This window comes from Micromonospora sp. H61 (assembly GCF_018070325.1).
Lineage (GTDB): Bacteria > Actinomycetota > Actinomycetes > Mycobacteriales > Micromonosporaceae > Micromonospora > Micromonospora salmantinae.
Genome location: NZ_JAGPXY010000002.1, coordinates 1 through 26,218 on the forward strand (window position 1 = coordinate 1; position 26,218 = coordinate 26,218).

At 71.6% G+C, this 26,218-nt stretch carries 20 protein-coding genes and 1 rRNA gene; 13 read left to right on the top strand and 8 right to left on the bottom strand.

What is annotated here, in order from left to right; genetic code table 11:
• Positions 1–117, top strand: a 5S ribosomal RNA gene (rrf, locus tag KBX08_RS01505).
• A gap of 364 nt (positions 118–481) precedes the next feature.
• Here rrf and KBX08_RS01510 read toward each other — a convergent pair.
• The gene (locus KBX08_RS01510; RefSeq protein ID WP_210780721.1) at positions 482–2,302 is read right to left on the bottom strand and encodes a VanW family protein; all 1,821 of its coding nucleotides are present in this window, start codon (positions 2,300–2,302) and stop codon (positions 482–484) included.
• A 182-nt stretch (positions 2,303–2,484) separates the two neighbouring features.
• On the opposite strand from KBX08_RS01510, the gene nudC reads away from it, so the two are divergent.
• Positions 2,485–3,402, top strand: coding sequence for an NAD(+) diphosphatase (gene nudC, locus KBX08_RS01515; protein WP_210780722.1), 918 nt, complete (start codon positions 2,485–2,487; stop codon positions 3,400–3,402).
• Here nudC and KBX08_RS01520 read toward each other — a convergent pair.
• Both KBX08_RS01520 and KBX08_RS01525 read right to left on the bottom strand, forming a co-directional pair.
• Positions 3,299–4,639, bottom strand: a complete 1,341-nt coding sequence (locus tag KBX08_RS01520) for a lipopolysaccharide biosynthesis protein (protein ID WP_372494842.1) — start codon at positions 4,637–4,639, stop codon at positions 3,299–3,301. The genes nudC and KBX08_RS01520 overlap by 104 nt on opposite strands.
• Complete coding sequence (locus KBX08_RS01525; protein ID WP_210780723.1) at positions 4,636–9,006, bottom strand: alpha-(1->3)-arabinofuranosyltransferase; 4,371 nt, start codon at positions 9,004–9,006, stop codon at positions 4,636–4,638. Before KBX08_RS01525 ends, KBX08_RS01520 begins: the two co-directional genes overlap by 4 nt.
• A 167-nt stretch (positions 9,007–9,173) precedes the next feature.
• Between KBX08_RS01525 and KBX08_RS01530 the strand changes: the two genes are divergently transcribed.
• From KBX08_RS01530 to KBX08_RS01540, 3 genes are read left to right on the top strand one after another with little or no spacing between them, the layout of a single operon-like run.
• Positions 9,174–11,054 carry a hypothetical protein gene (locus KBX08_RS01530; RefSeq protein WP_374101926.1) on the top strand — a complete coding sequence of 627 codons (1,881 nt, stop codon included), beginning with the start codon at positions 9,174–9,176 and terminating at the stop codon, positions 11,052–11,054.
• Positions 11,055–12,800, top strand: coding sequence for a hypothetical protein (locus KBX08_RS01535; RefSeq protein WP_210780724.1), 1,746 nt, complete (start codon positions 11,055–11,057; stop codon positions 12,798–12,800).
• Between the two features lie 35 nt (positions 12,801–12,835).
• On the top strand, positions 12,836–13,030 hold the full coding sequence (locus tag KBX08_RS01540; protein ID WP_112589285.1) for a hypothetical protein: 195 nt from the start codon (positions 12,836–12,838) through the stop codon (positions 13,028–13,030).
• Here the strand turns inward: KBX08_RS01540 and KBX08_RS01545 are convergent.
• Both KBX08_RS01545 and KBX08_RS01550 read right to left on the bottom strand, forming a co-directional pair.
• A complete protein-coding gene (locus tag KBX08_RS01545) occupies positions 13,015–14,193 on the bottom strand; it encodes a glycosyltransferase family 4 protein (RefSeq protein WP_210780917.1) in 1,179 nt (392 codons plus the stop codon). The two genes, KBX08_RS01540 and KBX08_RS01545, sit on opposite strands and share 16 nt — an antisense overlap.
• Before the next feature lie 109 nt (positions 14,194–14,302).
• A complete protein-coding gene (locus tag KBX08_RS01550) occupies positions 14,303–15,568 on the bottom strand; it encodes an acyltransferase (protein ID WP_210780725.1) in 1,266 nt (421 codons plus the stop codon).
• A gap of 111 nt (positions 15,569–15,679) precedes the next feature.
• Here KBX08_RS01550 and KBX08_RS01555 point away from each other — a divergent pair, with 111 nt between their 5' ends.
• The 3 genes from KBX08_RS01555 (at position 15,680) to KBX08_RS01565 (ending at position 19,471) form a co-directional block, all read left to right on the top strand.
• Complete coding sequence (locus KBX08_RS01555) at positions 15,680–16,876, top strand: DUF3068 domain-containing protein (RefSeq protein ID WP_210780726.1); 1,197 nt, start codon at positions 15,680–15,682, stop codon at positions 16,874–16,876.
• Positions 16,877–17,272: 396 nt separating this feature from the next.
• The gene (locus tag KBX08_RS01560; RefSeq protein WP_112700053.1) at positions 17,273–17,896 is read left to right on the top strand and encodes a DUF6230 family protein; all 624 of its coding nucleotides are present in this window, start codon (positions 17,273–17,275) and stop codon (positions 17,894–17,896) included.
• An 87-nt stretch (positions 17,897–17,983) separates the two neighbouring features.
• A complete protein-coding gene (locus KBX08_RS01565; protein ID WP_210780727.1) occupies positions 17,984–19,471 on the top strand; it encodes a DUF6114 domain-containing protein in 1,488 nt (495 codons plus the stop codon).
• A gap of 121 nt (positions 19,472–19,592) precedes the next feature.
• Here KBX08_RS01565 and KBX08_RS01570 read toward each other — a convergent pair whose 3' ends face one another.
• Positions 19,593–21,263 (bottom strand): DUF885 domain-containing protein, encoded by a 1,671-nt coding sequence (locus tag KBX08_RS01570; protein ID WP_210780728.1) that lies wholly within the window; start codon positions 21,261–21,263, stop codon positions 19,593–19,595.
• Between the two features lie 130 nt (positions 21,264–21,393).
• Between KBX08_RS01570 and KBX08_RS01575 the strand changes: the two genes are divergently transcribed.
• Positions 21,394–22,374, top strand: a complete 981-nt coding sequence (locus tag KBX08_RS01575) for a DMT family transporter (protein ID WP_210780729.1) — start codon at positions 21,394–21,396, stop codon at positions 22,372–22,374.
• Positions 22,375–22,404: 30 nt separating this feature from the next.
• Here KBX08_RS01575 and KBX08_RS01580 read toward each other — a convergent pair whose 3' ends face one another.
• Both KBX08_RS01580 and KBX08_RS01585 read right to left on the bottom strand, forming a co-directional pair.
• A complete protein-coding gene (locus KBX08_RS01580) occupies positions 22,405–23,478 on the bottom strand; it encodes a PHP domain-containing protein (protein ID WP_112639235.1) in 1,074 nt (357 codons plus the stop codon).
• A gap of 1 nt (position 23,479) precedes the next feature.
• On the bottom strand, positions 23,480–24,241 hold the full coding sequence (locus KBX08_RS01585) for a M23 family metallopeptidase (RefSeq protein WP_210780730.1): 762 nt from the start codon (positions 24,239–24,241) through the stop codon (positions 23,480–23,482).
• Positions 24,242–24,305: 64 nt separating this feature from the next.
• Here KBX08_RS01585 and KBX08_RS01590 point away from each other — a divergent pair, with 64 nt between their 5' ends.
• The 4 genes from KBX08_RS01590 to KBX08_RS01605 all read left to right on the top strand — a co-directional run bounded on the left by KBX08_RS01590 (position 24,306) and on the right by KBX08_RS01605 (position 26,211).
• The gene (locus tag KBX08_RS01590) at positions 24,306–24,695 is read left to right on the top strand and encodes a hypothetical protein (RefSeq protein WP_210780731.1); all 390 of its coding nucleotides are present in this window, start codon (positions 24,306–24,308) and stop codon (positions 24,693–24,695) included.
• A gap of 111 nt (positions 24,696–24,806) precedes the next feature.
• Complete coding sequence (locus tag KBX08_RS01595) at positions 24,807–24,974, top strand: hypothetical protein (RefSeq protein WP_167362451.1); 168 nt, start codon at positions 24,807–24,809, stop codon at positions 24,972–24,974.
• A gap of 117 nt (positions 24,975–25,091) precedes the next feature.
• On the top strand, positions 25,092–25,619 hold the full coding sequence (locus tag KBX08_RS01600) for a tRNA adenosine deaminase-associated protein (protein ID WP_210780732.1): 528 nt from the start codon (positions 25,092–25,094) through the stop codon (positions 25,617–25,619).
• A 145-nt stretch (positions 25,620–25,764) separates the two neighbouring features.
• On the top strand, positions 25,765–26,211 hold the full coding sequence (locus KBX08_RS01605) for a nucleoside deaminase (protein WP_210780918.1): 447 nt from the start codon (positions 25,765–25,767) through the stop codon (positions 26,209–26,211).
• Positions 26,212–26,218 lie beyond the last annotated feature (7 nt).

Consider the following 26,218-nt stretch of genomic DNA (forward strand, 5'->3'; position numbering starts at 1 on the left):
TACGGCGGTCATGGCGGAGGGGAAACGCCCGGTTACATTCCGAACCCGGAAGCTAAGCCCTCCAGCGCCGATGGTACTGCACTCGTGAGGGTGTGGGAGAGTAGGACGCCGCCGGACAATCTTCCAGATTAGGCCACCCCCACCGGGGGTGGCCTAATCTGCGTCTGCCCCCTGGGGTCTGCCCCGCGCTCCATCTCACCCCCGCGATCTTGCAGTTTCTGCGGCGACAAACCGGCTCAGAGTTCGCGTTACGACGACCGAAAGTGCAAGATCGCGGCGGTTCAGGGCTCGGTCTGGCGCTCGGGGCTAGGCTCGGCCTCGGGAGACGCGCACGGTCCCGATGCCACCGCAGGGCGGCAAGCGCAATGGACACGGCGGCAACACCGGTGACCTGACGCCGGACCTGAGCTGACCCCAGACCCTGAGCTGGACCCGGAGCAGGGCGGCCTCAGGGAAGGATCGACCCGGAACGGTTGGATCCTCAGGGCGTCTTCGGCCCGCAGACGTAGCGGGGCTCCGCGTCGTAGCGCCAGGAGAACTTCTCCCGCTTGACCACCACGCCGCCCTTCTTGATGACCCGGAAGGCGTCCTGGGTGAAGCCGTTGATGCCGTTGGTCTCGATGCAGGAGGGGCCGGGAGCCAGATGGATCTGCTTCGGCGTCGTGATGTTGCGGCGCGGCCCGTACTCGGTCTTCACGCTGTCGTAGATCTTCGTGCTCCAGATCGACACGGTGATCGTGCTGGAGGTGTACGACGTGTCGATGAGCACGCCGTACTCGGTGTTGTTGCGGAACTTGAAGTCCAGGTTCGGCCAGAAGATCGTCGACTCGATGACCGCCGGGTACCTGTCGAACCAGTACGAGTGCGGCTTGTGCTCGACGTCTTCCAAGCCGGCGTAGTAGGTCGCGTTGAACAGCGTGGTGGTGAACTGCGAGGTGCCGCCGCCGACGCCCGGCACCAGTTTGCCATCGAGGATGACAGGTGCGTCCCGGTAGCCCTGGGCGTAGCCGCGCTCGCCGGTGTGCCCGTTGAGCGAGAACGTCTTCCCAGGTAGTACGACGGTGCCGTCCACCTTCCTCGCGATGGTCGCGATGTTCTGACTGCGCGACGAGGCCATGCCGCCGGTGAACCGGGTGGTGAAGGTCGACACCCGCTCCTTGATGCCCAGGCCGGCGAGCTTCTCCGCGGTCAGCTGCGGCGGCGTCGGCTTCAACTCGCCGGTCACCTCGCGGCCGTCCGCCTTCGGTAGCACGGCCAGCAGGTCTCGACCGAGGGCTGCTGTGTCCAGCTGCTGCCCGGATCGCCCCTCCTTGGCGGTGGGCCGGCCACCGGAAATCGTCATGGTGGCGTCCTTCGGCGGCACCTCGATGGCGGCCAGTTTGTCGCCGAGCGCCGCTCGCAGCCGCTTGACGTCCACCGAGGGAGTGAGCTTGCCGGTCTTGTCGGCGCCGAACCGGAGGCTCTTCGCGATGGCGGCGGGCGGGATCGACACCTGACCCTTGCTGGTGCGCAGGGTGACCGGCGCGGCGACCGCCGGCTTCGCCAGCTCGCTGACCATCCGGTCCAACTCCTCCGGAGTGGTGGCCGGGTGGGTCTCCACCAGGGGCACGGTGACCGGGGCGCCGGCCAGCCAGCCGGCGCGGACCACCTCGGCGGAACGCTCCGGGTTCAGAGCCAGCCCAGGCTTGGGCTGTACGACCTTCGGCGTGGTGCCCTGATAGGTGATCGCCGGCATCGTCATGCCCTGGGCCTGGTTGCCGAGCACCTTACGGAGCGCGTCGTCCAATCGGCCCACGTCGACGGTCACCACCGGCTCGACGGTGCGGGAGCCGACCAGCCGGCTGACCGGGTGGGCGTCGGCCTCAGCGGCTGCCGCGACGGTCGCCGGGACGTCGACGGTCAGCCCCACGTCGGCGGGGTTGATCTCGGCGGTGCGTCCGTCGACGGTGACCTTCAGCGGCGTGGCGAGGGTTGCCGCCCGGCGGTCCAGCTCCGCCCGCAACTCCCGGTCGGCGTCCGCGCGGCTCCGGCCGCCCAGTTCGGTGCCGAGCACGGTGGTGCCACGGGGAACGTCACCGGCGTACGCCCAGGCGCCGGCACCCGCCACGGCGGCGAGGACGCCACCGGTGATGCCGGCGGCGAGCAGCATGCGCACCCGACGCGTCCGGCGCGGGCCGCCGTCCGGCTCGCCGGGAGCGGCTGTGGTGACCGGCTCAGCTCCGTCGTCCGGCCAGGTGACCGCGGTGACCTGCACCGTGGGCCGGTCGTCGGCGGGTGGACTGTTTTCGCCGTACAGCGTCACTGCAACCTCGATCGCCAGGGTGCCGCAGGAGGTCCTCCCTCCCGGAGGCACCTACGGTAACGAATGCCCGGCCGTCCTCGTCGGCTACGCCCACCAGGCGCTGCTACCGCGTGTCGTTCGGCGTGTCGCACCGGTCCGGGGGCGGTGCCGACGACCCACCGCCGACGTGGCACGGTGACCGGGTGGACACTGCGGAGCGGGTGTTGGCGTACGGGGGCGGATCGCTGGACCGCGCTGGACCGTTGCGCACCGATCCGACGCGGTTGGGCGTGCTGCTCACCGAGGCGACCAGCGTGCTGCTGCCGATGTGGCGGGACCGTTGTCTCGTGGACGGGCACGGGCCGGTTCGGCTCAGCGCGGAGCGCGCGGCGCTGGTCCGGTCCGCCGCCGGCGAGACCGTCTTCCTGGGGCTCGACGGGGAGGCCGCCGTGTTCACCGCGGACCTCTCCGCGCTCCCCGAGCGGTCCGCCGTCGAGATGGCCGGTGCGGTGCGGTCCGTCGACGTGCGGGCACTGGTCGGGCGGCTCGAACCCGGCGACGCGTCCGTCCTGGCGTACGCCAGGGGTTTGTTGCACTGGCACCGGCAGCAGCGATTCTGCGGGACGTGCGGCGCGCCGGCCGTCGCTGGCGGCGGCGGGCACCTGCGGACCTGCACCGGCACGGAGTGCGGACGTCTGCTGTTCCCCCGGATCGAGCCGGCCGTCATCGTGTTGGTCGAGGCGCCCGCCCGGTCGGGGCGCTGTCTGCTGGCCCGGCACGCGGGCGCGGCCGAGGACGCGTACTCGACGCTGGCCGGCTTCGTCGAGATCGGCGAGAGCCTGGAGGACGCGGTCCGCCGGGAGATGGGCGAGGAGGCGGGCGTGACAGTCACCGACGTGACCTACCAGGGGTCACAGGCGTGGCCGTTCCCCGCCGGCCTGATGGTGGGCTTCCGGGCCACCGCGACCTCCGACGAGGTACGCGTGGACGGCGAGGAGTTGTTGGAGGCGCGCTGGTTCACCCGGGCGGAGCTGCGGGGCCGGGTGGCCTCGGGTCGTCCGCTCGGTCGGGTGGACTCGATCGACCACCGACTGCTGACGGACTGGCTCGCGGAGGGCTAGTCGGCTGGGCCGCCGGAACCGGCGCGGGCCGACGGGCCGTCACCGCCATCAGCGCGGTGGTGACGATGGCAGTGCCCACCGCCGCGAGGAGGAGACCGGGGACGGTGTGTGGCCGGAGGGTCGCGGTGACGGCCACCAGGCCGGCCACGCCCACCCACAGCGGTGCCGCCGCCCAGCGTGCGCCGGCCGCGAGGCGGTCGTTGAGCAGCACGAACGTCACCGCGTAGAGCGCACCGACCGCCGCGAAGACTGGCGCGTACCGGCCCAGGTGGTCGTAGTCGGGCCCACCGGCGAGGCGGAACGCGAGCCCTCCGGCGAGCGTCGAGGCGAGGACCAGCACCACGCCACACCCGCCTGTCACCGCGAGCGCAACCGTTCGGCTGCGCCGGTCACCGCGGGCCAGCCTAGGTAGGGCGAGGACGGCGGCGACCTGCGGTGCCCAGAGCGCACCCTTGCTCAGGACGGTGCCGACCGAGTACGCCCCGGAATCCGACGGGGACAGCAGTTGCCGGGACAGCAGCAGGTCGGCGTAGGAGACGACGAGCATCGCCAGCGTCGCACCGCAGCCGGCAACGACCTGAGCGACGGTCAGCCGTGGGGCGGTGGACGACCGTTGGGGCTCGCGGGCGAGTCGGGCCAGCACCGCAGGGGTGAGGACAGCGGTCAACGCGCCGACCGCCAGCGCGCCGGTCGGTCCCGCGCCGAGCAGCAATCCGGCGAGCACGCCGCCGTAGCGGCCGGCGGCGAGCACGGCCATCCCGACGGCGAGTCGTACGAAGCGTTGGCCACCCTGCAACTCTCCGAGGGACCGGGAGGAGAGCACGATCGCCGCGGCGGTGACCGCCAGCAGCGCGGGCATCTCTACCGGGAGATCCAGGGCGGTGACCAGCAGTGGTGTCGCCGCGACGAGGGTCCCCGCGCACACTGCCGCGGTGACAGCGGTGAGCCGCCGAGTGTCGGAGGCGCCGTGCCGGGCGCGGTGCACGGCGACGGCCAGTTGCAGGCCGAGCCCGGGCACACCGACGATGGCCACCAGACCGAGGGCGGTGGCGAGCGCGCTGAGGTCGGCCGGGTCGAGCCGTCGGGCGGCCAGTACCGGCACCAGGTACGCCAGGCCGTTGACCAGGACCCCGGCCACTGTGACGCTGACCCCGGCAGCGCCGAGGCCCGTACTCCATCCGCGTGTCAGCTCCGTCTGGGCCGTCCTCTCCCGACGGGCGGGTCGTCGGAAGCTCACGTGATCTCGGAGAAGGTCGGGAGCTGCCCGTCGGCTGGTCCAGCCGACTGGCCGGGCCCCGCCGGCTCGGTGGCGTCCGGCTCGGCCGGGTACGGCTTCGGTCCCTCCGCGAGCAGCGCAGCCGCCGCAACCGCTGGGGTCGCGGCGGTCGGCCTGGCCCGGCGTACGGGCCGTCGTCGGGCGGCGGTGGAGAGCCAGAGGGCACCCAGGGCGACGACGATGGTGAGTTGCACGAGCGCGTCGGTGTTCCGTCGTGTCGAGTCGAGGTAGAGCAACCCGGCGAGCAGGACGAGCGCGCCGGGGAGCCAGGTCTCGACGGCCCGGCTGATCGTCCTGGCCCGGCGTGGGTCGGCCGGCCAGGGCAGGCGGCGTGGGCCGGGTACCGCCAGCATGAATCCGGCCGCGACCAGCAGGCCGCCGATGAGGCCGCTCCACAGCACCAGCGCGGCGGCCCCGACGGCAAGCAGCGGCAGCGAGCGGGTGACCCGACGTCGGCCGCGCGGTGGGACGGTCGCCGAGGTTCGCCCGGTGGGCTGTCGGGCGGGCACCACAGCGAGCAGGACCACCACGGCGAGCAGAACGCCGCCGAGGAGAAGCCCCACCCGGTACGGCGTGTCCGGTGCGAAACGCAACAGCACCTCTCCGGACGCGCCGGCGGGAAGGATCCAGCCCTGCTGCCATCCGTCCACCACAAGTGGTTTCAGCGTCCGTCCGCCGATGGTTGCCTGCCAGCCGGTGTTGGTGTTCTCCCGTACGGCGAGCACCCGGTCGACGGGGTGACCGGCCACCCGCACCCGTCGCTCGGTGGCCGCCCAGGATTCGATCTCGGTGCCGCTGGCGGTCGCCGAGGTCGGGGTGGTCGTCTTCGGTACCAGGGCGACCCTGGTGGGCGAGGCCAGCTGGCTCGGGGTGGCGACGATCCGGTGCTCCCCGCGGCCCAGGTCAAGCTGCCGGGGCGTGGCCCGGCCGCACGGCGTCACCGGCATCTCGCGCATTTCCAGCAGGTCGCGGAGCGTGCCGCGCAGCGTGGTGGTGACCCGCGCCGCGCCGATCTGGAGCGTCGGCCCCGATCCGCAGGCCAGCGCCAGTGGTGCGTCGGAACGCGGTCCGACGGTGGGCGCTCCGGGTAACACTGTCACCTCGCCGACCGCGATCGGCAACCGCTCCGGCAACCGCAGCTTGTACGGGTCGGTGCTGGTGGCGGACGGTTTGTCGAGGAACTGGATGGTGATCTCGTCGGTCCGCATCGGCGGGTCCAGGCGGAGCAGCCCGTCGTCGCCGAGCAGGCTGCTGCGGAAGCCGTCGTCGCCGACCACCCGCACACTGCCGAGACGGGTGGCGGGTGTCTTGTCGTCGACGGAGAAGCGGAGCCCGGTGATGGTCTGCGGCTTGAGCCACTTGAGTCGCAGGATCGGTGCCTCGTCGTCGATCGCCGGTGACCAACTGGTGGCCGGGTTTCCGTCGAGTGCCGCCCCGGCCCGGCCGGTCGGGTCGGGCACTGCCGTCGAGGAGGCGCTGATCTGCGCCGCGAGCCGCAGCGGTTGCGCGTCGGTCACCAACTTGTCGAGGGCGTTGTCCAGGTCGGGGCCGGCCGTGGGCCGCGCCCACAGCTTGGCGTCGTACGCGCCGGCCGCCGGCAGGGTCAGGGTCCGGTCGATGGTGGACCCGTCCTCGGAACCACGGATGGCGTCGGTGGAGCAGCGCGGGTACCCGTCGACGGAGAAGCAGGCCGGCGTGGTGGGTGCCGCGGACACGACGACGGTCGCCGGTCGGTCGGTGACCGGTGCGGCGGGCAGGACCAGGGTGCGGCTGGTCTGGATGCCCGGAATCTTGATCTCGGCGATGCCGACCGAGCCGTTTCCGAACGGACGCAGGTCGTACGCGCTGTCGACCGAGACCCGGACCTCGCGGGTGGCGTGGACACCGGGCAGTTCGAACACCATGTGGTCGCTGAACTGTTCGATGGTGCTGCTCTCGTACCCGGCGCTGACGGTCACTGTCGTGGGCAGGGCATCGGCCTTCAGGTCGAACCACACCTCGACCCGGGTGACAGTCGTCGGGTTGGCGAGGCCCACCTCGATCCACTGTTGGTCGCTGGGCGAGTACGGCGCGGACTGCCAGGAGGTCGCCGGGTTGCCGTCCATCGCCGCGTACGGCTGGTGCTCGGGGCGGGCACCGCCGGGGGAGCCCACCTGGGAACGGGCGGTGGAGGTGCGGATCGCGTTGATGCCCTCGAAACGGGCGACGGTGGAGTGCTCTGCGCCCCACTCGGGCAGGTAGTCGTGGGCGGGCGCGGTGACCTCGAAGGTGTCGTCGGCGGTCAACGTCTGGGAGGTGTTGTCCCGCAGTCCGCCGAACGACACGTCCCGCCTGCGCAGACCATCGGTCATCGCCACCGGTCCGGCGACGTCGGCGGTCGACGCGTCGCCGGCCAGGACGGTGGGCGCCGGGCCGAGCTGCCCCGCCGCGGCGAGGTCGAGCAGTGATTCGGGGCCGCCGACCACAGTGGTCACGTCGGTTCTGTCGTAGGCGACCACCGGCTCGACGGGCCGGTCGACCCGGTAGACCTCCAGCGCCCGGACGGGCACGTCGAGCCCGTGGTCGCGGAACTCGTCGGGGGACGAGGGCCCGCCGCGCAGGGGGCCGAAGGACGTGACGCGGGTCAACCCGGGTGAGCGCTCCAGCGCCTGCCGGACCACCGTTGGGCGGGCCGTGTCGGAGCGGCCGTGGTCGAGGTCGGCGCGGAACAGGACGTGGCTGATTCCGGATCGGGCCAGCAGGTCCGCCAGGCCGGTCGATCCGGCGCCGGTGGCGAGCGTCGCCTCGATCACGTCCAGCAGTCGGATCGTGGTCGGTGGGGTGAAGGGGATGGCGTTGCGTACCGCCCACCGGCTGTTGAGCAGCGGCTGGGTGATCTCGTCGGTGGTGTTGCCCCAGTCGTACGACGGAAAACGCGCCCCGGGTACGACGAGCACCCGCCCGCGCCCCGTGTTCGCGTCGAGCCAGTCGGTGGCGTCGTGCCAGTAGCCGGGCACCTCCTTCACGCTGCCCGGGGTGGCGAGACCGCCCGCGAGGGCGGGTGTGGCGACCGCCGTGACGGCGACGATGGCGGTGCCGGCGGTCAGCCAGGCGCGTGCGACGGTTCGCCGACGGTGCCGCGCGGGCGCGGTGCGCGCCGCCCGGACGGCCAACCCGATCAGGTGCGCCATGCCCAGGCACAGGGGTAGGCGGAGCAGGACGTCGAACTTGTGCACGTTGCGCAGGGGTGCGCCGACGCCGTCGAGGAACTCCCGCTGCGGCCCGGCGAGGATGTTCGGCAGGTCGCCGACATGCCCGAGGCCGACGAGCGCGACGCCGAGCACCAGACCGGTGATGAGGAACCGGCGGTGCGGCATCCCCCGTCGGGACAGCCCGAGCACACCGAGGGCGGCGACCGCCAGGGTGGCGGCGACCAGCACCGCCTCGTTGGCGAGTCGCGCACCGGACGGGATGGTCGGTCCGAACGGGGAGGCCAGGTAGGCGACCCAGTAGGAGGCGCCGCGCAGGGTGGTCACCCCGTCGGTGACGCTCGTGGTGTTTCGGGCGGTCTCGATGTAGTCCAGGAAGGGTGGGCTGTACCGCCCGAGGACCAGCAGCGGAACCAACCACCACGCGGTGGCCAGGGCCACCGCGCCACACCAGGCGGCGATGGCGGTGACCCGGCGGCGTACGGGCTGGACGGTGGCGAGCCAGAGCAGGGCCAGTGGCACCACAGCGAACACGGCAGTGGCGTTGACCCCACCGGCGCAGGCGACGGCGATGGCTGACGCGGCGACGGCGCGTCGCAGTCGCGTGCCGGCGGCGAGACCGACGAGGGGAATGAGCACCCAGGGGGCGACGGCGCTGGGCCAGGCTTCCACCGAGGACCAGCCGAGCTGGGTGAGGATGCGCGGTGACAGCGCGAAGGCGACGCCGGCGATCATGCGCCCGGCGGGGGTTCCGATGTTGAGCCGGCCCGCCAGGCGCACGGCCCCCAGGTAGGCGACACAGAAGAGCAGTGCCCACCACAGTCGCTGCACCACCCACGGCGCGAGGCCGGACTCCGACCCGAGCAGGAAGAACGGGCCCATCGGCCAGAGATAGCCGTACGCCTGGTTCTGTAGTTGGCCGAACGTGCCGGTGGGGTCCCACAGGTGCAGCGAGCGGAGCAGCCACCCGGTCGGGTTGACGAACAGGTCGACCTTGGTGTCCGGGACGACCTGGCCCGGGGCCTGCTGGAAGGCGAGGGCGGTGAGAGCGATGCAGATGACCAGGTGCCGGAACCGTCGGGCCGTGTGCCGGCTCCGGCTGGACCCCGGAGCGGCGCCACTGGCCACCTCTGCACGCATTTCGGCTCCTGTCTTCACCGGCCGGACGCGCACCTGCAGCCGACGACTGTCGCGCGACGTTATCCGGACCGGGCACGGACGGGCGACCAGGGGCGCTGCGGTGGCGTTATCGGGAGAACGGCCGTCCCCACGGCGTGTAAGCGTGTGGCAGGCTGCCGACCATGTCAATGCCAGAAGCTGAGGCCGAGACGCATCCGGAACGCGTCTCGTCCGACGGCGACGGGCCCGGGCCGATCGGCCGATGGCTCCGCGCCGACCCTGTCCGCGCCGTGGCGATCGCCCTCATCGCGGTGTCCGTCGCCTGGCGCGCCGGCCTCGCCACCCGTGGTTGGTTCTCGCAGGACGAGTTCGTCATCGCCGCCCAGGTCCTCGACACCGGGCTGGACGCGGACTATCTCCTGCGTACGTTCAACAACCACCTCATGCCCGGCGGCCTGTTTGTGGCGTGGGCGATGGTGCGGGCGGCGGGCTTCGCCACCTGGCCGTGGGTGTTGCTGCTGGCGGTTGGCCAGGCGGCGACCGGGATCGCTGTGTACCGGCTGCTGCGCGATCTGCTCCGGCCAAGCTGGGGCCTGCTCATTCCGTTGTGCCTGTTCGTGTTCTGCCCACTGACGCTCGAGGTCTCCTCGCTGTGGTTGGTCGGGCTGCTCGTGCTGCCGATGCAGTTGGCCCTGGTCATGGCGGTGGCAGCCCAGGTCCGGTACGTGCGGACAGGTCGCCTGCGGCACCTCGTGGCGGTCGCGCTGTGGCTGGTGTTCGGCCTGCTCTTCGACACCAAGTCCCTGCTGATCGTGCCGTTGCTGTTCCTGCTGACCGTCTTCCTCTTCACCTCCGGTGGAGTGTGGCGCAGTCTCGCCACGGCGGTCCGCCGGCACTGGCCGGCCTGGCTGATGCTCAGCGCGCTGTCGGGGGGATACCTGGCGTTCTACCTGACCCGTCCCGCCGCCCGCCAACTGGACGAACCCGCGTCCGTCGGTCCGGTCTTCAACTTCCTCGGTGACCTGGTCGGCGAGACAGTGGTGCCGGGTCTGCTCGGAGGTCCCTGGCGTTGGACCTACGCCGGTGACGGCCCCCCGCTCGTCGACCCGTACGACATCGCCAAGTGGTTGTCGTGGGCGGTGCTGGCGACGCTCGTCGTGGTCACCGTCCGGCGGCGTCCGTCGGCCGGCCGGGCCTGGCTGCTGCTCACCTCCTATCTCGGTCTGGTCGCCGCGCTCTTCGCCGTCACCCGGCTGGGCGGGCCGCTCGGCCCTCTGGTCGGCGTCGTCCCCCGGTACGTCGCCGACGTGGTGCTGGTCGCCGCGATCTGTGTGGGCGCGGCCCTGCTGGGGATCAAGGACACCGACGAGGACGAGGTGTCGGCGTGGCCGGTGCCGACGGTCCTGCGGGAGCCGGGCGCGTTCGCTGTCGGCCTGGTCTCGATGATCGTCGTCCTGGCGACCATCGGCGTGGGCACCCTGTGGAGCACTGCCCGTTTCGGGGACAACTGGAGTACGAAGTACGGGCGGGACTATCTCGCGACGACGCAGGCCGAGCTCGCCGCAGCGCCGCCGGGCACCGTCTTCTTCGACACCGCCGTCCCGGACCGGGTGATCGCCGGTTACTTCTGGCCGGACAATCTCCAGTCGCACTTCTTCCGCCCGGCCGAGCGTCGACCCACCTTCGTGACGGAGGCCGCGCGACCGTCGACGTTCGACGATCTCGGCCGGATCCGTCCGGTAGCGGTCCAGGGACGGAAGATCGTGCCCGGCCCGGTGGACGGTTGCGGGCACCTGGCCCAGGGCGGCCGACCCACTCGGATCCCGTTGGACGGGTACCTGGTGGAGTGGCCGTACGCGGTGCACTTCGGCTACCTCAGCTCGGGTGACTCGACAGCGCTGTTCCGGCTCGGCGACGCCACCCGCGAGATCACCCTGCGACGCGGGCTGAACGACCTGTTCTTCCTGTTGGAGGGTGCGGGGGACGCCGTCGAGGTCACCGTCCAGACGCCAGGGGTCGGGGTGTGCACCGAGCTGATCACCGTCGGCCGGGCGGTGCCGGCATCGTGAATGGTTGAGCCGACCGACGGCGTCGAGGCCGCACCGGTTCGGCGAGCGCGGGACACGCTGTCGCTGTACGCGGTCGCGGCGGCCGTCACTGTGGTGGTGCTGGCCCCGCTGGCGACGCCCGGCTACGCGTTGCTGTACGACATGGTGTTCGTACCCCGGCAGCCGTTGACCTGGGATCTCGTGGCCCCGGCGCAGAGTCTGCCCCGGGCGGTGCCGATGGACGCGCTGGTCTCGCTGGTCACCCAGCTCGTGCCGGGCTGGTTGGTGCAGCGGCTGGCGCTCGCCGGGGCGGTCTTCCTCGCGGCGGTCGGCGCCGGCCGGTTGGTGCCGACCGAACGGCGCGCGGTCCGGCTGTTCGCCGCGTTGGCGTACGCGTGGTCGCCGTACCTCGCCGAGCGGTTGCTGATCGGGCAGTGGGGGCTGCTGCTCGCGTACGCCGCGCTGCCCTGGCTGGTGCGGGCGGTGCTGGACCTGCGGGCCGGGCGCGACGGCGCGCTCGCCCGGGTGGTGCTCGCCGCCGCTCCCGCCGCCATCACGCCGACCGGCGGTCTGATCGCGCTGGGCACGGTGCTGGTGCTGACGTCGGACCGGATGCGCGCGCCCCGGTCGCTGCTGGTGTCGCAGCGAATGCATCCGCACCGGTCCCGGCAGGCGTTGGCCGCGGTCGGAGTGCTCAACGCCCCCTGGGTGGTCGCGGCCCTGGTCACCGGTGCCGGGAGTTCCTCGGACCCGGCGGGGGTGGCGGCGTTCGCGGCACGTTCGGAGAACTGGGCCGGTCCGCTGGTGGCGCTGGCCGGCACCGGTGGCATCTGGAGCGCACAGGCCACCCCCGCCAGTCGCGCGGTGCCACTGGTGCCGGTGGCGACCCTCGTGCTGCTGATCCTGGCCGGTGTCGGTGCGGGCCTGCTGCGGCGCCGGCTACCCCCGGGTGGGGTGGCGCGCCTGGCGGTGCTCGCCGGGACCGGTTTCCTGCTCGCCGCCTTCGGGCTGCTCCCCGGCGGGGATGCCGCGCTTCGGTGGGCGGTGGTGCACCTGCCCGGCGCGGGGCTGCTGCGAGATGGGCAGAAGTTCCTGGCGCCGTACGCCCTGCTGCTGGTGGTGTGCGCGGCGTTGGGGGCCGAGCGGCTGGTGGCCCGGATCGACCGGGAGGTGGCCGGGGTGGTCCTGGTCGGGCTGCTGTTCCTGCCGGTGGCGGTCCTGCCGGACCTGGCGTTCGGCGGTGTCGGTCGGCTTCGTCCGGTGAGCTATCCGGCGGAGTGGCAGCGGGTGGCCGAGCACATCGAGGAGGAGCCGGGGGAGATCCTCGCGTTGCCGCTGAGCGCCTACCGGGCGTACCCGTGGAACCCTGGTCGGGTCGTGCTGGACCCGGCGCCCCGCTACCTGCCGGGGACGGTCCTGACCGACGACACGCTCCGGGTCGGCGACGTCGCCGTGGCCGGCGAGAACCCGCGCGTCCGTGAGATGCGCCGGGCGCTGGCCGAGGGCCGGCAGGTCTGGACCACTGGGGTGCGCTGGGTCCTGGTGCAGCACGAGGTCTCCGGCGAGGTCGACTCTCAGGTGCTCGGCGGCCTGGAGCGCGTCCACGACGGACCGTTCCTGACGCTGTACCGCAACCCGGCGACGGTGCGGGAATCGGGCGGGTCGGGGCCGGCCCGACTGGCGGTGGTGGCGGCCCTCAGCGCTGCCCTTCTGGTGGTCATCGCTGCCGCCGTTTCGGCCCTACACCGGCGAGCTACCGCGTGGTAACGTCCGCTCGCACGTCTCGCCATTGGAGGATTGGCATGCGTAGAGCTCTGACCCTGGTCGTGTCTGGCCTGGTGGCGGCGTTGCTGGGGATCCTGGCTCTCGGCGGGATCTCGGCCGCCGCGACCGCCACCGACGAGGAGGCCGCGAGTGAGGCCAAGCTCGTCTCGGAGGCCGCCAAGCGGGCCGGTAAGAAGGACCCGTACGCCCCAGCGGTTTACGGCGACAGGTAGGACGGTTCGCCCCGCTGCTGCACTGGGCGGGGCGACTCCACACTCTTCAGGATCGCCTCGAAGCGCCCACCCGCGGCCTGCCAGGTGAAGCTGGCCGCGTGCTCCCGGGCCTGAGCGCCCATCTCCCGCCGCAGTTCATCCCGGTGCAGGAGCGTGCGCACCTTCATCAGGTAGTCGTCGATGTCGTCGGCCAGCAGGCCGGTACGCCCGTCGACTACCGCTTCGGTGACTCCGCCCGCTCCTCGGAACGCCACAGTCGGGGTGCCCGCCGAACCCGCCTCCACGATCGTGAGCCCCCAGCCCTCCTTGAGGGACGGGGTCAGGGCCACCCAGGCCGAGGCGAGCAGGGCGGCTTTCTCCTCCTCGGTCACGAAGCCCCGGAAGTCCACCCGTTCGGTGATGTCCAGCTCCGCGGCGAGTTCACGCAGGTGCGACTCCCACCAGCCCTGGCCGGCGACGACCAGGCGTAGTTGGGGCAGCTCGTCGGCGAGGGCCGCGACGGCCCGCAGTGCCACCTCCACCCGCTTGTGGGGCACCAGCCGGTTCAGCGTCACGAGCAGCGGGAACGTCGCCCGTTCGGCGTCGGTGTGGGGCAGCGTCGGGGTGCCGTTGTGCACCACGGAGACCTGCTCCGGCGGCACGCCGAGCACTGCCAACTCTCGGCGGGTCGCCTCGGAGACGGTGACGTACCGGCACCGCTGGTAGACGCGTACGGCGAGCGACGATTCGATCCACCAGCCGAACCGGGCAGCCCACTGTGGAAGCACCACTGGCCACTGCTCGCGGTGCACGTGGTGGATCAGCTTGACCACCGGGCGTCGTGCCCACAGCGGGGCGAGGAACGGCAACCCGTTGCAGACGTCGACAAGGACGTCGGGCCGCCCGCCGCGGCGGGCCGCCAGCGGGCCGATGCCCAGCGCGCCCGCGACGTAACAGAGTGCCGCCCAGAGGTAGACGCTGTGTCTGCCACCGCGCCGCACCAGCCGTACGCCCGCCTCGTTGACCTCGTCGGCGGGAGCCTGGCTGTGGGCGGCGCAGAAGAGAGTGGCGCGGAATCCGCGCGCCACCAGTTCGGCGGCGATCCGTTCGACGTACACCTCGGAACCGCCGCCCTCGGGGTTGCGGGTGTCTCGCCAGTTGAGGAACAACACGTTTCCGGGCATGCCGAAGCGACGCTCCACGCGAACCCTACTCTCAAGTAATTTAGCGACCCGCGTCACATTAGGGGCTGGTGTGCCGGCCGGCAATGCCCCGATGGGCCAGCGCTGGGCGCTACCCGCCGACAGTGGGCACCGGAGTGCCAGCCGCGACGGTCGGCGGCGTGGTGGCCGGTGCGGCCACGTCGGTGGCGGAGGTCCCGGACGTCCGCCCACGCCCGGTGGATCGGCGCCGACCCTGCGACCCGAGCAGTTGCAGGGGCCGCTCGACGCCGTAGTAGCTGACCGCTGCGTACACCAGACCGAAGGCCATGGTGAGGGCGAAGGTGTTGAGCAGCCCGCCGGTGAACAGCGGTCGATCGTCGACCAGGTAGATGAGTTCGATGACCATGGGGTGCCACAGGAACAGCCCGTACGAGACCGCGCCGAGCCACCGGGCGGACGAGCTGCCGAAGATCTCCTTGGCCCGGCTCGGCCCGCCGAAGGCCACCGGGATCAGGATCAGTGCCGCGATCACGAGGTAGAGGGCCAGCTTGACGCCGAACTCGGCGGCCGTCGGCTCGGTGAGGTCGCGGGGGCCGGCGACGGGCGTCGTCGCGATCGCCATCAGGCCGACGGCGGCGGCCCAGCAGGTGACCGGTGCCGAGGCCAGGTCGTCCAGGACCCGGAAGGCCGCGGGCGCGGTCCCGGTGCGCAGGGCGACGTGCGCCGCCGCCAGTGCCATGCCGGTGCCGAACCAGGCGGCGTACGAGGGGAACCACATGGTGTGCAGGGCGGCGTCGAGCCAGCCGAGCCCCATCAGGGTGAGCCATCCAGCGGTCAGCAGCGCACTTCCGCTGACGATCACGATGGTCCGGACCGGACGCCAGGACCGGCCGACGGCGAGCACGGCGACCAGCGGCAGGATCAGGTAGAACACGACCTCGGTGGCGAGACTCCAGGTCTGGCTGAGCCCGGCGCGCAACTGCCCGGCCTGGTAGATCTGGGTGAAGGTGAGGTGGCGGATCCAGTCGCCGACGGACGCCTGCCCGTTCTGCGGCAGGACGATCAGGCAGACCACGATCGCCAACCAGTAGGCGGGCAGAATGCGCAGGGCTCGCCGCCACAGGTAGCGCTTGGCGCGGGGTCGGGCCCGTCCCGTCGCGGCGTTGAGCGCCCACGGCCGAAACAGCAGAAACCCGGACAGTACGAAGAAGATGGCGACGCCGACGTCCAGTCGAGCCAGCCAGCCGCCCCAGGGGGTGTTCATGGTGACGGCGGTCTGGAACCCGACGTGGTGACCGACGACCGCCACCGCGCCGATTGCTCGCAGCGCGTCGAGGGCGGGAAGTCGGCCGGTTACCGAAGGCTCCGAAACTGTTGGCGCGGCGGCTGTGGACATCTGGACATCCAGGGGGTCGCTTTGAAGGTGACCGGGGAGTAACCTCCCGCCATGTTAAGGATCGGGTGCCCCGGACAACAGGTCGTAGGGCGGCAGGTTACAGGAGGATGAGTGAAGCTTCGCGTGGGCGCCGCGCTCTTCGGGCTTGGCGTCTTATTGCTGGTCTTCGCGGCCGGGCTGCCGTTTTATGTGGCCCCCGCCGTGACCAAGCTCCCCTACGATCTTGAGCCAACGACGTCCGTCGCCGAGGCGAAGAACGCCAGGTTCCTGAAGATCACGGCCACCGGCAGCTCGGTGAGCATCGAGGTTCCGCAGGGCGACCTGGTGTCCAACGTGGAGGTCATTCCACAGCCCGACGACACCAAGGATCGGCTGCCCGAGGACCTCAAGGGCGACGCGGTGATCTGGGACGTCTACCAGACGGTCCGGCGCACCGACAACCAGGACGTGGTCAGCCAGTACAGCACCGAACTCGCTCTCTACCGGATCTCCGGTGCGGCCGCCTCGTGGAAGGACCAGTGGCTCAACGAGACCGGGGCGGACGGGACTCCGGTCGGCAACGTGAAGTACACCGGCCAGATCTACAAGTTCCCGTTCGGCACCGCCAAGCGCGACTACCAGGTCTTCGACCGTGACCTGAAGCGGGCTGTCCCGGCCAAGTTCGTCGGCACCGAGAAGATCAAGGGCATCGAGGCGTACCGCTTCGAGCAGCGGATCGAGAACGAGGTGCTGGCCACCCCGGAGAGCAGCATCCAGACGCTGGTCGGCAAGTTCGCGCCCGGCGCCACCAGCGGCCAGGTCGTCTACAGCAACATCCGTACGCTCTGGGTGGACCCGGTCACCGGCTCCTACGTGAACGTGCGGGAGCAGCAGCACAAGGAGTTGCGCCCCAACACCGGCACCCCCACGGTGTTGTTGGACGCGGACTTCAACTACACCGACGACACTGTCAGCCGCAGTGTCGAGACGGTCAAGGACAACCGCTTCAAGATCGGCCTGATCAGTTTCTGGGGCCCGATCGTCGCTGGTGTCCTCGGTCTGATCGCTGTCGTCTTCGGTGTGTGGCTGGTGATCCGACCCGAGGGTGGGACGGCCCGGCACCGCGCCGAGCCGGCGGTCGACGATCCGACGCCGACCCGGGTGGACCAGGAACCGGTACGCGACACGGACACCGTCGAGCAGCCCAGGCCGCAGCCGGTCGGCGGGCCACTGAGCGACGAGATCCCGCCGGCTACGACCAACTGGAAGTCGGAGGACCCGACTGTGCCGACCCAGCGACCGGCTCCGGGCGAGGTGGAGCAGCGCTGACGCGCGTACGACCGGACGTACGACCGAGGGGTGGGCCGCGACGCGGTCCGCCCCTCGGCCATGTGGCAACCCGTACGACCTGCGTGCTTTACATTTGTTATTCGATTGTAATTAGTCAATGTAGTGTCACGTTGCGCTGATCCCGCCACCACCCTGCGCCCGTCTTGTGGTCATACAAGAGGGTTGCGAGGCCGAATTCGTTCACTTTCGGTGATGCCCCACCTCCTCCTGGTCGCCTCACTGTTACCGCCCGGTAATCAGGGGGTTGTGACCTGCGCCGCAACGGGTGCACCATCAAGCCCGATGGTTACCAGCCGGTAACAGAACGCGGGCTCCCAGTGCGGGCCGCCCGCTCGGGACCGGCCACTCGCGCGCATCGACCCGAGGAGGAACCCCGTGCAGGATCGGTTGGACAGTCAGGGTCGTACCCGATGGTGGCGTTTCGCCGCCATGATGGTGCCCGCCACGGCGGCTGCCGGTGCCATCCTCTTCGGAATGTCGACCGGCGCGATCGCGTCCGACATCACGGTCTCCGGGCAGACATTCAAGATCGGCGCCGACCGCCTGGAGGGCGACGGCTTCAAGCAGTACGGCGGCATCGTCCGCGAGAAGGGCAAGGACGGGAAGTCCGGGCAGGTCCACCCGATCGCGCTCTCCGAGATCAGCAGCGCCGAGTTGTACAGCCTCTGCCAGTCCGTCCGCGCCGACCTGCCGGGCCTGCCGGTGGTGCTCACCATCAACGCCGGCGAGGGCAAGGAACCCGCCCGCGCCAAGGACCTGCTGATCGCGATGGACTCGTTGAACGGCAACGCGACCTTCACCAACATCAGGATTGGTCGGGACGCCACCGACCTGAACCCGACGGCGCAGGCCGGCTCGTTCGGCCAGAACTCCGACCACGTCACCATCACCAACCTGCAACAGGTGTCCCGCTACACCACGGCGGCCACCTTCAACCTGGTCGGACTCCGACTCAAGGTCAACGTGGGTGACGACGCGAAGGGCAAGGAGTGCTTCTGAGCTGAGCCGAGGCCCGCGGTGGTCGACACCCCGGGCCCATGCCCCCGTCCCCGCTCGGTCCCGTCCCCGCTCGGCCAGGAGGAGTACGTGACAACCGCGAACCCGTCCCACGCCCGGCCCGGTGGTCCGGCTCAGGTGTGGCGGCTCTTCCGCCGCTGGCAGCGCAGCCGGCCGTTCTGGGGCGGGTTGCTCATCGCCCTGGCCGGGCTGGAGATGTTCGCCTCCACCCGGATGACCCTCAACGGTCTCAGCTTCCACAGCGGCGCGACCGGCCTGCTCTCGCTGCTGATCCCGATCATCCTGGTGACCTGTGGCCTGCTGCTCTGGTTCACCCCGGCACAGCGGCTGTTCTACTCGGTCGTCGCGGCGGTCACCGCTGTGTACTCGCTGATCGGGCTCAACCTGGGCGGCTTCTTCGTCGGTCTGCTGCTCGGCATCGTCGGCAGCGCGCTCGCCTTCGCCTGGACCCCGATCCACCCCGCACCACCCACCCCGCAGCCGGCCGGGATCGAGCAGAACGGCGACGACCTGGGCGTGGCCGGCGTCGGTCTGGCCGGCGTCGGCCTGGCTGGTGTTGACAGCGACAGATCCGACAGCGGCGGCGCCGAGCAGGACGGTGTCGTGCCTGTCGATCATTCGGGGGACGGAGCGTCCGACGAGGGTGCGCCGCCCGAACGGCCGGGACGTTCCGCTGATCCGCGAGCCTTCGCCGTCGCTCTCGTGGTGCTCGGCCTGGCGGCCGTCGGCCTGGCCAGCCAGCCCCGAGCGGTCCAGGCCGCACCGAACCGACCGGCCTCGACCGGCTGTCCCACCCCGCCCCGGGCCGTCACCCCGTCGCCCAGTCGCAGCGCGGCCACGCCGACGCCCACCCCGAGCCCGGCGCGGGGCGGCAACGTGATCACCGACATCCTGGACGGGATCGGCGATCTGCTCGGCATTGGGGGCCAAGAGGACCCGGCGCCCCCGGTGCCTCCCACCGCCACGCCGACACCCCGACCGACCAGCACGGCGACGCCCCGCCCGGGCCCCACCGACTGCCCGTCGCAGCCCCCGGGCAAGCCGACCCCGGGCAAACCCGCAACGCCGGCACCCGGCAGGCCGGAAACGGTGCAGCCGGGCAAGCTCCTGCCACGGATCGCCGCCGATCCGGGCCAGCCGACGGTGGCCCAGACGCCGTCGAAGCTCACCGGGTCGTCGGTGCGGATGACCGGGCTGCGGTTCGACGGGGTCACGGACCTGCACACGGTGAAGGGCGACCTCAAGGTGCTGAAGTTCAGCATGCGGGAGGCGGTGACCACCGACTTCCTGCTGCGGGCCGACGGCCCCGCAGGGCGCAACCAGCGGTACGCGACCAACCAGTTGACAGTGCGGGGAGACGTGGCCTTCTACGCGACCCGGTTCGTCGGCCGGCTGCTCGGCATCAAGATCACGCTGACTCCGGATCTGCCGCTACCGGACGGCCTTCCGATCACCTCGCCGATCCCGATCACGTTCACCGACCCCGCCATCGACCTGGCGTACGTCACCAGCGACACGCTGACCGCCCGCCCGGCGTTGGCACTCACCCTCGGCTGAGCGCACCGCCACAGAGCGGCCTCGGGGTGGAGCAGTCGGCCGCGCGAGCGGCCTCGGCTCGGGCGTGGCCGCGCGCGGCGACGGACTCGTCGTACCGTCGGCGCGCGCAGCCACCGCCCGGTCAGAGCCGGGCCAGCGCCCGGCGCAGCGGGTCGAGACCCAGCGCACCCAGGTCCAACGCCTGCCGGTGGAACTCCCGCAGGTCGAAATCGGCGCCCTTGCGGGCCTTGGCGTCCTCGCGGGCCTGGAGCCAGATCCGCTCACCCACCTTGTACGACGGCGCCTGCCCCGGCCAACCCAGGTAGCGGTTCAGCTCGAAGCGCAGGTTCTCGTCCGGAACCCGGCAGTGCGCGCGCATGAACTCCCAGCCCAGCTCGGGCGTCCATCGTTCGCCCGGGTGGAAACCGAACGGATTGTCCTTCGGGATCTCCAGCTCCAGGTGCATGCCGATGTCCACGATCACCCGTGCCGCGCGCATCGCCTGGCCGTCGAGCATGCCCAGCTTGTCGCCCGGATCCTCCAGGTAGCCCAGCTCGTCCATCAGCCGCTCCGAGTAGAGCGCCCAGCCCTCACCGTGCCCGGAGACCCAGCAGAGCAGCCGCTGCCAACGGTTGAGCAGGTCGGCCCGGACGGCGGTCTGCGCCACCTGGAGATGGTGACCCGGCACGCCCTCGTGGTAGACCGTTGTCACCTCCCGCCAGGTGGAGAAGTCGCTGATGCCCTGCGGCACCGCCCACCACATCCGACCGGGGCGGGAGAAGTCCTCACTCGGGCCGGTGTAGTAGATGGCGCCGTCGCTGGTCGGTGCGAGGCAGCACTCGATGCGGCGGACCTGCTCCGGGATGTCGAAGTGGGTGCCGTGCAGCTCGGTGATCGCCTTGTCGGCCAGCGCCTGCATCCAGTCCCGGAATGCCTCCTTGCCCTGGATGGTCCGGGCCGGGTCGGCGTCCAACGTGGTGACGGCCTCGTCGACTGTGGCACCGGAGCCGGCGATGCGCCCCGCCACGACCCGCATCTCCGCCTCCAGGCGGGCCAGCTCCGCGAAGCCCCAGGCGTACGTCTCGTCCAGGTCGACCTTGGCGCCGAGGAAGTACTGCGAGGCGAGTTCGTAGCGCTCCCGGCCGGCGGCCTGCTTGTCCCGCCCGTGCGGGGCCAGCTCGGTACGCAGGAACTGGCCGAACTCGGCTGTCGCCGCGGTCGCCGCCGCCGCACCTCGACGCAGTTCCGAGCCGAGCGTGCCCTCCGCCCCGAGCCGCTCGACCAGCCCGTGGAAGAAGTTGTCACCGGTCGGGTCGACCCAGATGTCGCACTGCTTGGCCACCTCGACCAGCTGCACCTTCGAGCTGACCTCACCGGCGGCGAGAGCCTCACGCAGCGTGGTCTTGTAGCCCTCCAGTGCGGCGCCGAAGCCGTTGAGCCGGGCGGCGATGTTGGCCTGGTCGTCGCTGGTCGCGGTGGGCATCAGGTCGAACACCATGCGGATCTCGTGCAGCCCGCTGGTGATCACGCTGACCTCGCTGGTCACCTCGCCGGCGTCGTACCGGGCGAGGTCCAGGCCGAGCCGTTCCTGCATGGCCTCCTTGGCGGTCCGTTCCGATTCGGTCTCCGGCTCGGTCACCTCCAGCTCGGCGAGGGTCCGGCGGGTGAGGTCCGCGCGCGCGCCGTAGCCGTCGGGCGAGAGGTCGTCGAGCTGGTCGTCATGGCCGGCGATGCCGACGAAGGTGGCGCCGGTGGGGCTCAACGGCGCCCACTCGGCCACGTAGCGGTTGGCGAGTTCATCAATTCGTCCCACGCTGCGACCCTACGTGACCACCCCACCCCCATGTCGCCGGCGTTTGTCGTGTTCGAGCTGCGGGTTCAGGTGCGGCGTGACGGCCGAAAGGCGCGCGACTTTGTCGCACGGTTGCGGCAGAGTGTCAGGGGTGACCACCGATACCACTCCTGACAAAGCGCCGGTCCGCGCCTGGCTGCCCGGCTTTGTCGCCCTCGCCGCGATCTGGGGTTCCAGCTTTCTCTTCATCAAGGTCGGGGTGGCCGAGCTGCACCCTGTGCAACTCACCCTCTACCGGGTCGTCGCCGGCGCGTTGACACTGCTGGTGGTCCTCGCCGTGCTGCGCGACCGGCTGCCCCGCGAGCCCCGGGTCTGGGCACACCTGACAGTCGTCGCCGCCTTCGGCGTGGCAGTGCCGTTCACCCTCTTCGGCTACGGCGAGCAGCGGGTCGAGTCGATGTTGGCCGGCATCTGGAACGCCACCACGCCGTTGATCGTGCTGCCGATGGCGGTGCTGGTCTTCCGCACCGAGCGGCTCACAGTGCGCCGTGCGGTCGGGCTCGGGCTGGGCTTCGTCGGGGTGCTGGTGGTCCTCGGGGTCTGGGAGGGCATCGGCGGGGCGCACTTCACCGGGCAGCTCATGTGCTTCGGTGCGGCGGCCTGCTACGGCGTGTCCATCCCGTACCAGAAGCGGTTCGTCGCCGGCAGCGCGTACTCGGGTCTGTCGCTCTCCACCGCTCAACTGCTGCTCGCGGCCGCGCAGCTGGCCATCGTCACCCCCTTCGTCGCCGGCCTGCCGCCGCTGCCCACCGAGCTGTCGGCGGGGGTGGTGGCAAGCGTGCTGACCCTCGGCGCGCTCGGCACCGGGCTCGCGTTCGTGATCAACATGCGCAACATCCGGGTGGCCGGTGCGAGCACCGCGTCCACAGTCACGTACCTGATTCCGATCTTCGCGGTGTTGATCGGTGCTCTGGCGCTCGACGAACGCCTCAACTGGCACCAACCGGTCGGCGCGCTGATCGTGCTGCTCGGGGTCGCGGTCTCGCAGGGAATGTTCGGTCGCCGCCGGAGCAGCCCGGTCGTCGGCGTCGGCGCTCCCGCCACACCCGCCGCCGAACCCGCCCGCCGCTGACACACCACCGCCCGACCAGCGCCGGACTGGTCAGGTGCGGTCGTGCGTCCAGGCCACCAGTTGCTCCGCCGACCAGGTGTTGATCACCCGGTCGGCGGGGACGCCGCAGAGGGCGGCGCGTTCACAACCGAATCGTTGCCAGTCGAGTTGGCCGGGCGCGTGCGCGTCGGTGTTGATGGCGAACCGGCAGCCGGCCTCCAGGGCGCGGCGGATCAGGCGTTTCGGCGGGTCCTGCCGCTCCGGCCGAGAGTTGATCTCGACGGCGGTGTCGTGCTCGGCGCAGGCGGCGAAGACGGCGTCCGCGTCGAAGTCGCTCTCCGCCCGGGTACGCGCGCGGTGCCCCCGATCGCCCGGACCGGTCACCCCGGCCGGGCGGGATGACACCATCCGGCCGGTGACATGACCGAGGATGTCCAGGTGCGGGTTGGCGACCGCCTTCAGCATGCGCCGGGTCATCTTCGACCGCTCGTCCTTCAGGCCGCTGTGCACCGACCCGACCACCACGTCGAGCCGCGCCAGCAGGTCGTCGTCCTGGTCCAGGGAGCCGTCGGCGAGGATGTCCACCTCGATCCCGGTGAGGATCCGGAAACCCTCGGGCAGCGCAGCGTTGACCTGCGCCACGTGGTCGAGCTGCCGGCGCAGCCGCTCCGCGGTCAGCCCCCGGGCCACCGTCAGCCGGGGCGAGTGGTCGGTCAGCACCAGGTACTCGTGGCCCAACTCCACAGCGGCCAGCGCCATCTCCTCGATCGGTGAGCCGCCGTCGGACCAGTCCGAGTGGGTGTGACAGTCGCCGCGCAGGGCGGCGCGCAGCGCCGTGGCCTCGGCGTCCAGGTCGCTGCCCTCGGTCGCCACCAGCCGGCGGAGGTAGACCGGTTCCTCACCGGCGAGGGACTCCGCCACGCAGCGGGCCGTGACGTCACCGACACCGGCCAGTTCGGTGAGCGTGCCGTTGCCGGCCCGTTCGGTCAGCTCGGCCGCAGGCAGCCCGGCCAGCGCCTTCGCCGCCGACCGGAACGCGCGTACCCGGTAGGTGGCCTCGTTCGCCCGTTCCAACAGGAACGCGATCCGGCGCAGGTCGGCGATGGGATCTCTCGCGCGAGCCATGTCAGGGCGCCTTCGGGCAGCCGTGCCTGCGTTGCCACGCGGTGACCTCGGCGGCCGGCTCGCGGTTGCCGCCGCGCCGCCACGAGTCCAGGTAACGCGCCGGCCAGATCACCCCGCGCCGGATCCACCAGCCGTCCTTGCCGGCGCACGCCGGCGAGATGCCGAAGTGCACATGACACACGTTGTTCGCGTTGCCGGTGCGGCCCACCTTGCCGAGCTGCTGCCCGGCGCGGACCCGCACCCCGGCCTCGACTCCGCTGGTCACGACACTCAGGTGCGAGCCGTAGTAGCGCACCCCGTCGTCGCCGAGCAGGGCGACCGACAGGCCGCCGTTGTTCGGGCCCTGTGGCCCACGCTTGCGGTACCGGTCCACGCGGCTCACCTCCAGCACCGTCCCGTCGGTCACCGCCACGAACGGTTCGCCGCAGTCGGCGAAGAGATCCGTCCCCGGGTACGCCCCGTGCGTCGGGTGGTAGTCGACGTTGTCGGCGCGTACCGGAAAGACGTGCTTGAGCCCGGTGCGGGGTGCAGTCGTCGACGGCCTGGCCGACGACGGCGCCGGGGAGCTCGGGTCGGTCGCCGCCGGCGTGGGCGGCTGCGACGCCGGCTGGTCGGCGGTCGCCCAGACCGAAGGTGGCGTCGGCGCGGCACCGTCGGGCACCCCCGGCCGGGTGGTCGCACAGCCGGCGGCCAGCACCGGGGCGAGCAGCAGCAGGATCGGGTACGCCGGACGAGCGCGGCGGCTGATCGTCGGCGAGGACATCCGGTCATCCTGGCAGAGCCGGTACGGTGGGCACGAGCGGCACGCGTGAGGGAGGGCAGCGACGGTGACCATTGCCCGACCCGAGCCTGGCCCGGATTTCGGTGCCGTCCGCCCGGTGCCGCGTACCCCGTCGGGTCTCTTCCCCTCCGGCCCACCGACGCGGCCCACCTACCGCGAGCCGCACCCGGTCACCGGCGGTGGTGTCGCAACCGGTGGCGGTGCGGCGGCCGGTTGGCTGCTGCTGTTCGGCCTGCTCGGCACCGACGTGGCCAGCTACGCGTGGTGGACGGTGTTCGCCGGCCTGCTGGCCTGGGTCACCGCCCTAGTGCTGGTCCGATACGGCGACCGAGGGGTGGCCACCGGGGTCGCCATCGTCACGGCGGGTGGTTGGAGCATCGCCGCCGCCGTGGTGGCGGTCCGCTGGGCAACCAGTGGTGACTGGCCGCTGTGGTGACCGGCACGGACGGGCCCCGAAACGGCGCTCGGTGACTGCACCGTGTGCCCGGTTGGCTGCGTAGCGAACGCCGTCTTGACGTGGCCGCCGAGACTCGGCACGCTCGGGACTATGGCCTGGACCACTCCCCGGCAGGATCCCGATCGCAACCGCCGTCGACTGCAGTTGCTGGCCGAGTTGGCGGGCGCCCGGGCGGTCCGCCAGCGCAGCCGACCGCAGCGGCAGCGCACCGAGCGTCTGCGCCAGCTCATCGCCACCCGCCGTCGAGTCGTCGGCTGATCCGACTTTGTCAGGAATGACCCGCCCTTCGGGGCGTTGACGGGTCGCCTGCCGACCCGACCGGCTAACGTGCACGCGTAACGAGTCGACGCTGTGTCGAGGGCTATTGGGGGGACCGTGTCGTACTTCGCTGCGGCCGTGGTGCGCGACGACAGTGGCTGGACCGCCGCCGAGGTCAGCCTGCGTGGCGCCACCGACATCGACGAGGTTGCCGACCGGCTGCGTGACGTCGACCAGGAGGCCGACGTGTCGCTGCTCTTCGTCGAGGCCGACGACGCGTATCTGGTGATCCTGCGCCTCGACGAGGGCGAGGACCTGCGGGTGTTCGGTTCGGACTCCGCGTACGCCGAGGAGTCGCAGCTCGGGTCGCTGCTGGTCGGTGACCTGAAGACGTCGGTCACCGGGCTCGACGGTGACGACGAGCCACGCCCGGTGAGCACCGGTGACGAGGAGAGCGAACAGCCCGTCGTCGACCCGGAAGCCGACCCGGTCGGTGACGCCGACCTGCTGGCCAACCTGGGCATCTCCGCGCAGAAGCTGCTGACCCTCTGCACCCACGAGGGGATGATGCCGGCGGACGTCACCGCCGAGATCTGCCAGGTGCTCGGCTGCGCCGACGAGGTCGAGGAGCTGCGTGAGGTCTGAGCCGGCCGACGCCACCGATCCGTCGCTGGAGTCGATCCGACCTGGCCAGCCGACCCCCGGCGTGGTGGGCCGCGCCGGGCCCGGCGCCCACGAGGGCCTGGCCGACCTGGGCGAGGTCGGCCGACGACAGCGGCACGAGCTGTGGATGCGCCGCGCCCTGGAGATCGCCGTCGCCGGTCCACCCGTCGACGACACGGTCAGCACCGACGTCGACGACGTACCGGTGGGGGCGGTCCTCTACGGGCCGGACGGCACCGAGTTGGCCACCGGACGCAACGAGCGCGAGCTGACCGGCGACCCCACCGCCCACGCCGAGGTGCTGGCCCTGCGCCGGGGCGCCGAGCGCACCGGCCGGTGGCGGCTGGACGGCTGCACCCTGGTGGTCACCCTCGAACCGTGCACCATGTGCGCCGGGGCGCTGGTGCTGGCCCGGGTCTCCACAGTCGTGTTCGGCGCGTGGGAGCCCAAGACCGGCGCGGCCGGATCGCTCTGGGACGTGCTGCGGGACCGTCGGCTCAACCACCGCCCCGAGGTCTACGGCGGGGTGCTGGAGGCCCAGACCGCCACCGTCCTGCGCGCGTTCTTCCGCTGAGGCCGGG

Excerpts from the sequence above, each read along its gene's own strand:
- KBX08_RS01525 (WP_210780723.1), bottom strand. The coding sequence starts at position 9,006 with ATGCGTGCAGAGGTGGCCAGTGGCGCCGCTCCGGGGTCCAGCCGGAGC.
- KBX08_RS01530 (WP_374101926.1), top strand. The coding sequence starts at position 9,174 with ATGCCAGAAGCTGAGGCCGAGACGCATCCGGAACGCGTCTCGTCCGAC.
- KBX08_RS01535 (WP_210780724.1), top strand. The coding sequence starts at position 11,055 with ATGGTTGAGCCGACCGACGGCGTCGAGGCCGCACCGGTTCGGCGAGCG.
- KBX08_RS01540 (WP_112589285.1), top strand. The coding sequence starts at position 12,836 with ATGCGTAGAGCTCTGACCCTGGTCGTGTCTGGCCTGGTGGCGGCGTTG.
- KBX08_RS01545 (WP_210780917.1), bottom strand. The coding sequence starts at position 14,193 with ATGCCCGGAAACGTGTTGTTCCTCAACTGGCGAGACACCCGCAACCCC.
- KBX08_RS01550 (WP_210780725.1), bottom strand. The coding sequence starts at position 15,568 with ATGTCCACAGCCGCCGCGCCAACAGTTTCGGAGCCTTCGGTAACCGGC.
- KBX08_RS01580 (WP_112639235.1), bottom strand. The coding sequence starts at position 23,478 with ATGGCTCGCGCGAGAGATCCCATCGCCGACCTGCGCCGGATCGCGTTC.
- KBX08_RS01585 (WP_210780730.1), bottom strand. The coding sequence starts at position 24,241 with ATGTCCTCGCCGACGATCAGCCGCCGCGCTCGTCCGGCGTACCCGATC.
- KBX08_RS01595 (WP_167362451.1), top strand. The coding sequence starts at position 24,807 with ATGGCCTGGACCACTCCCCGGCAGGATCCCGATCGCAACCGCCGTCGA.
- KBX08_RS01605 (WP_210780918.1), top strand. The coding sequence starts at position 25,765 with ATGCGCCGCGCCCTGGAGATCGCCGTCGCCGGTCCACCCGTCGACGAC.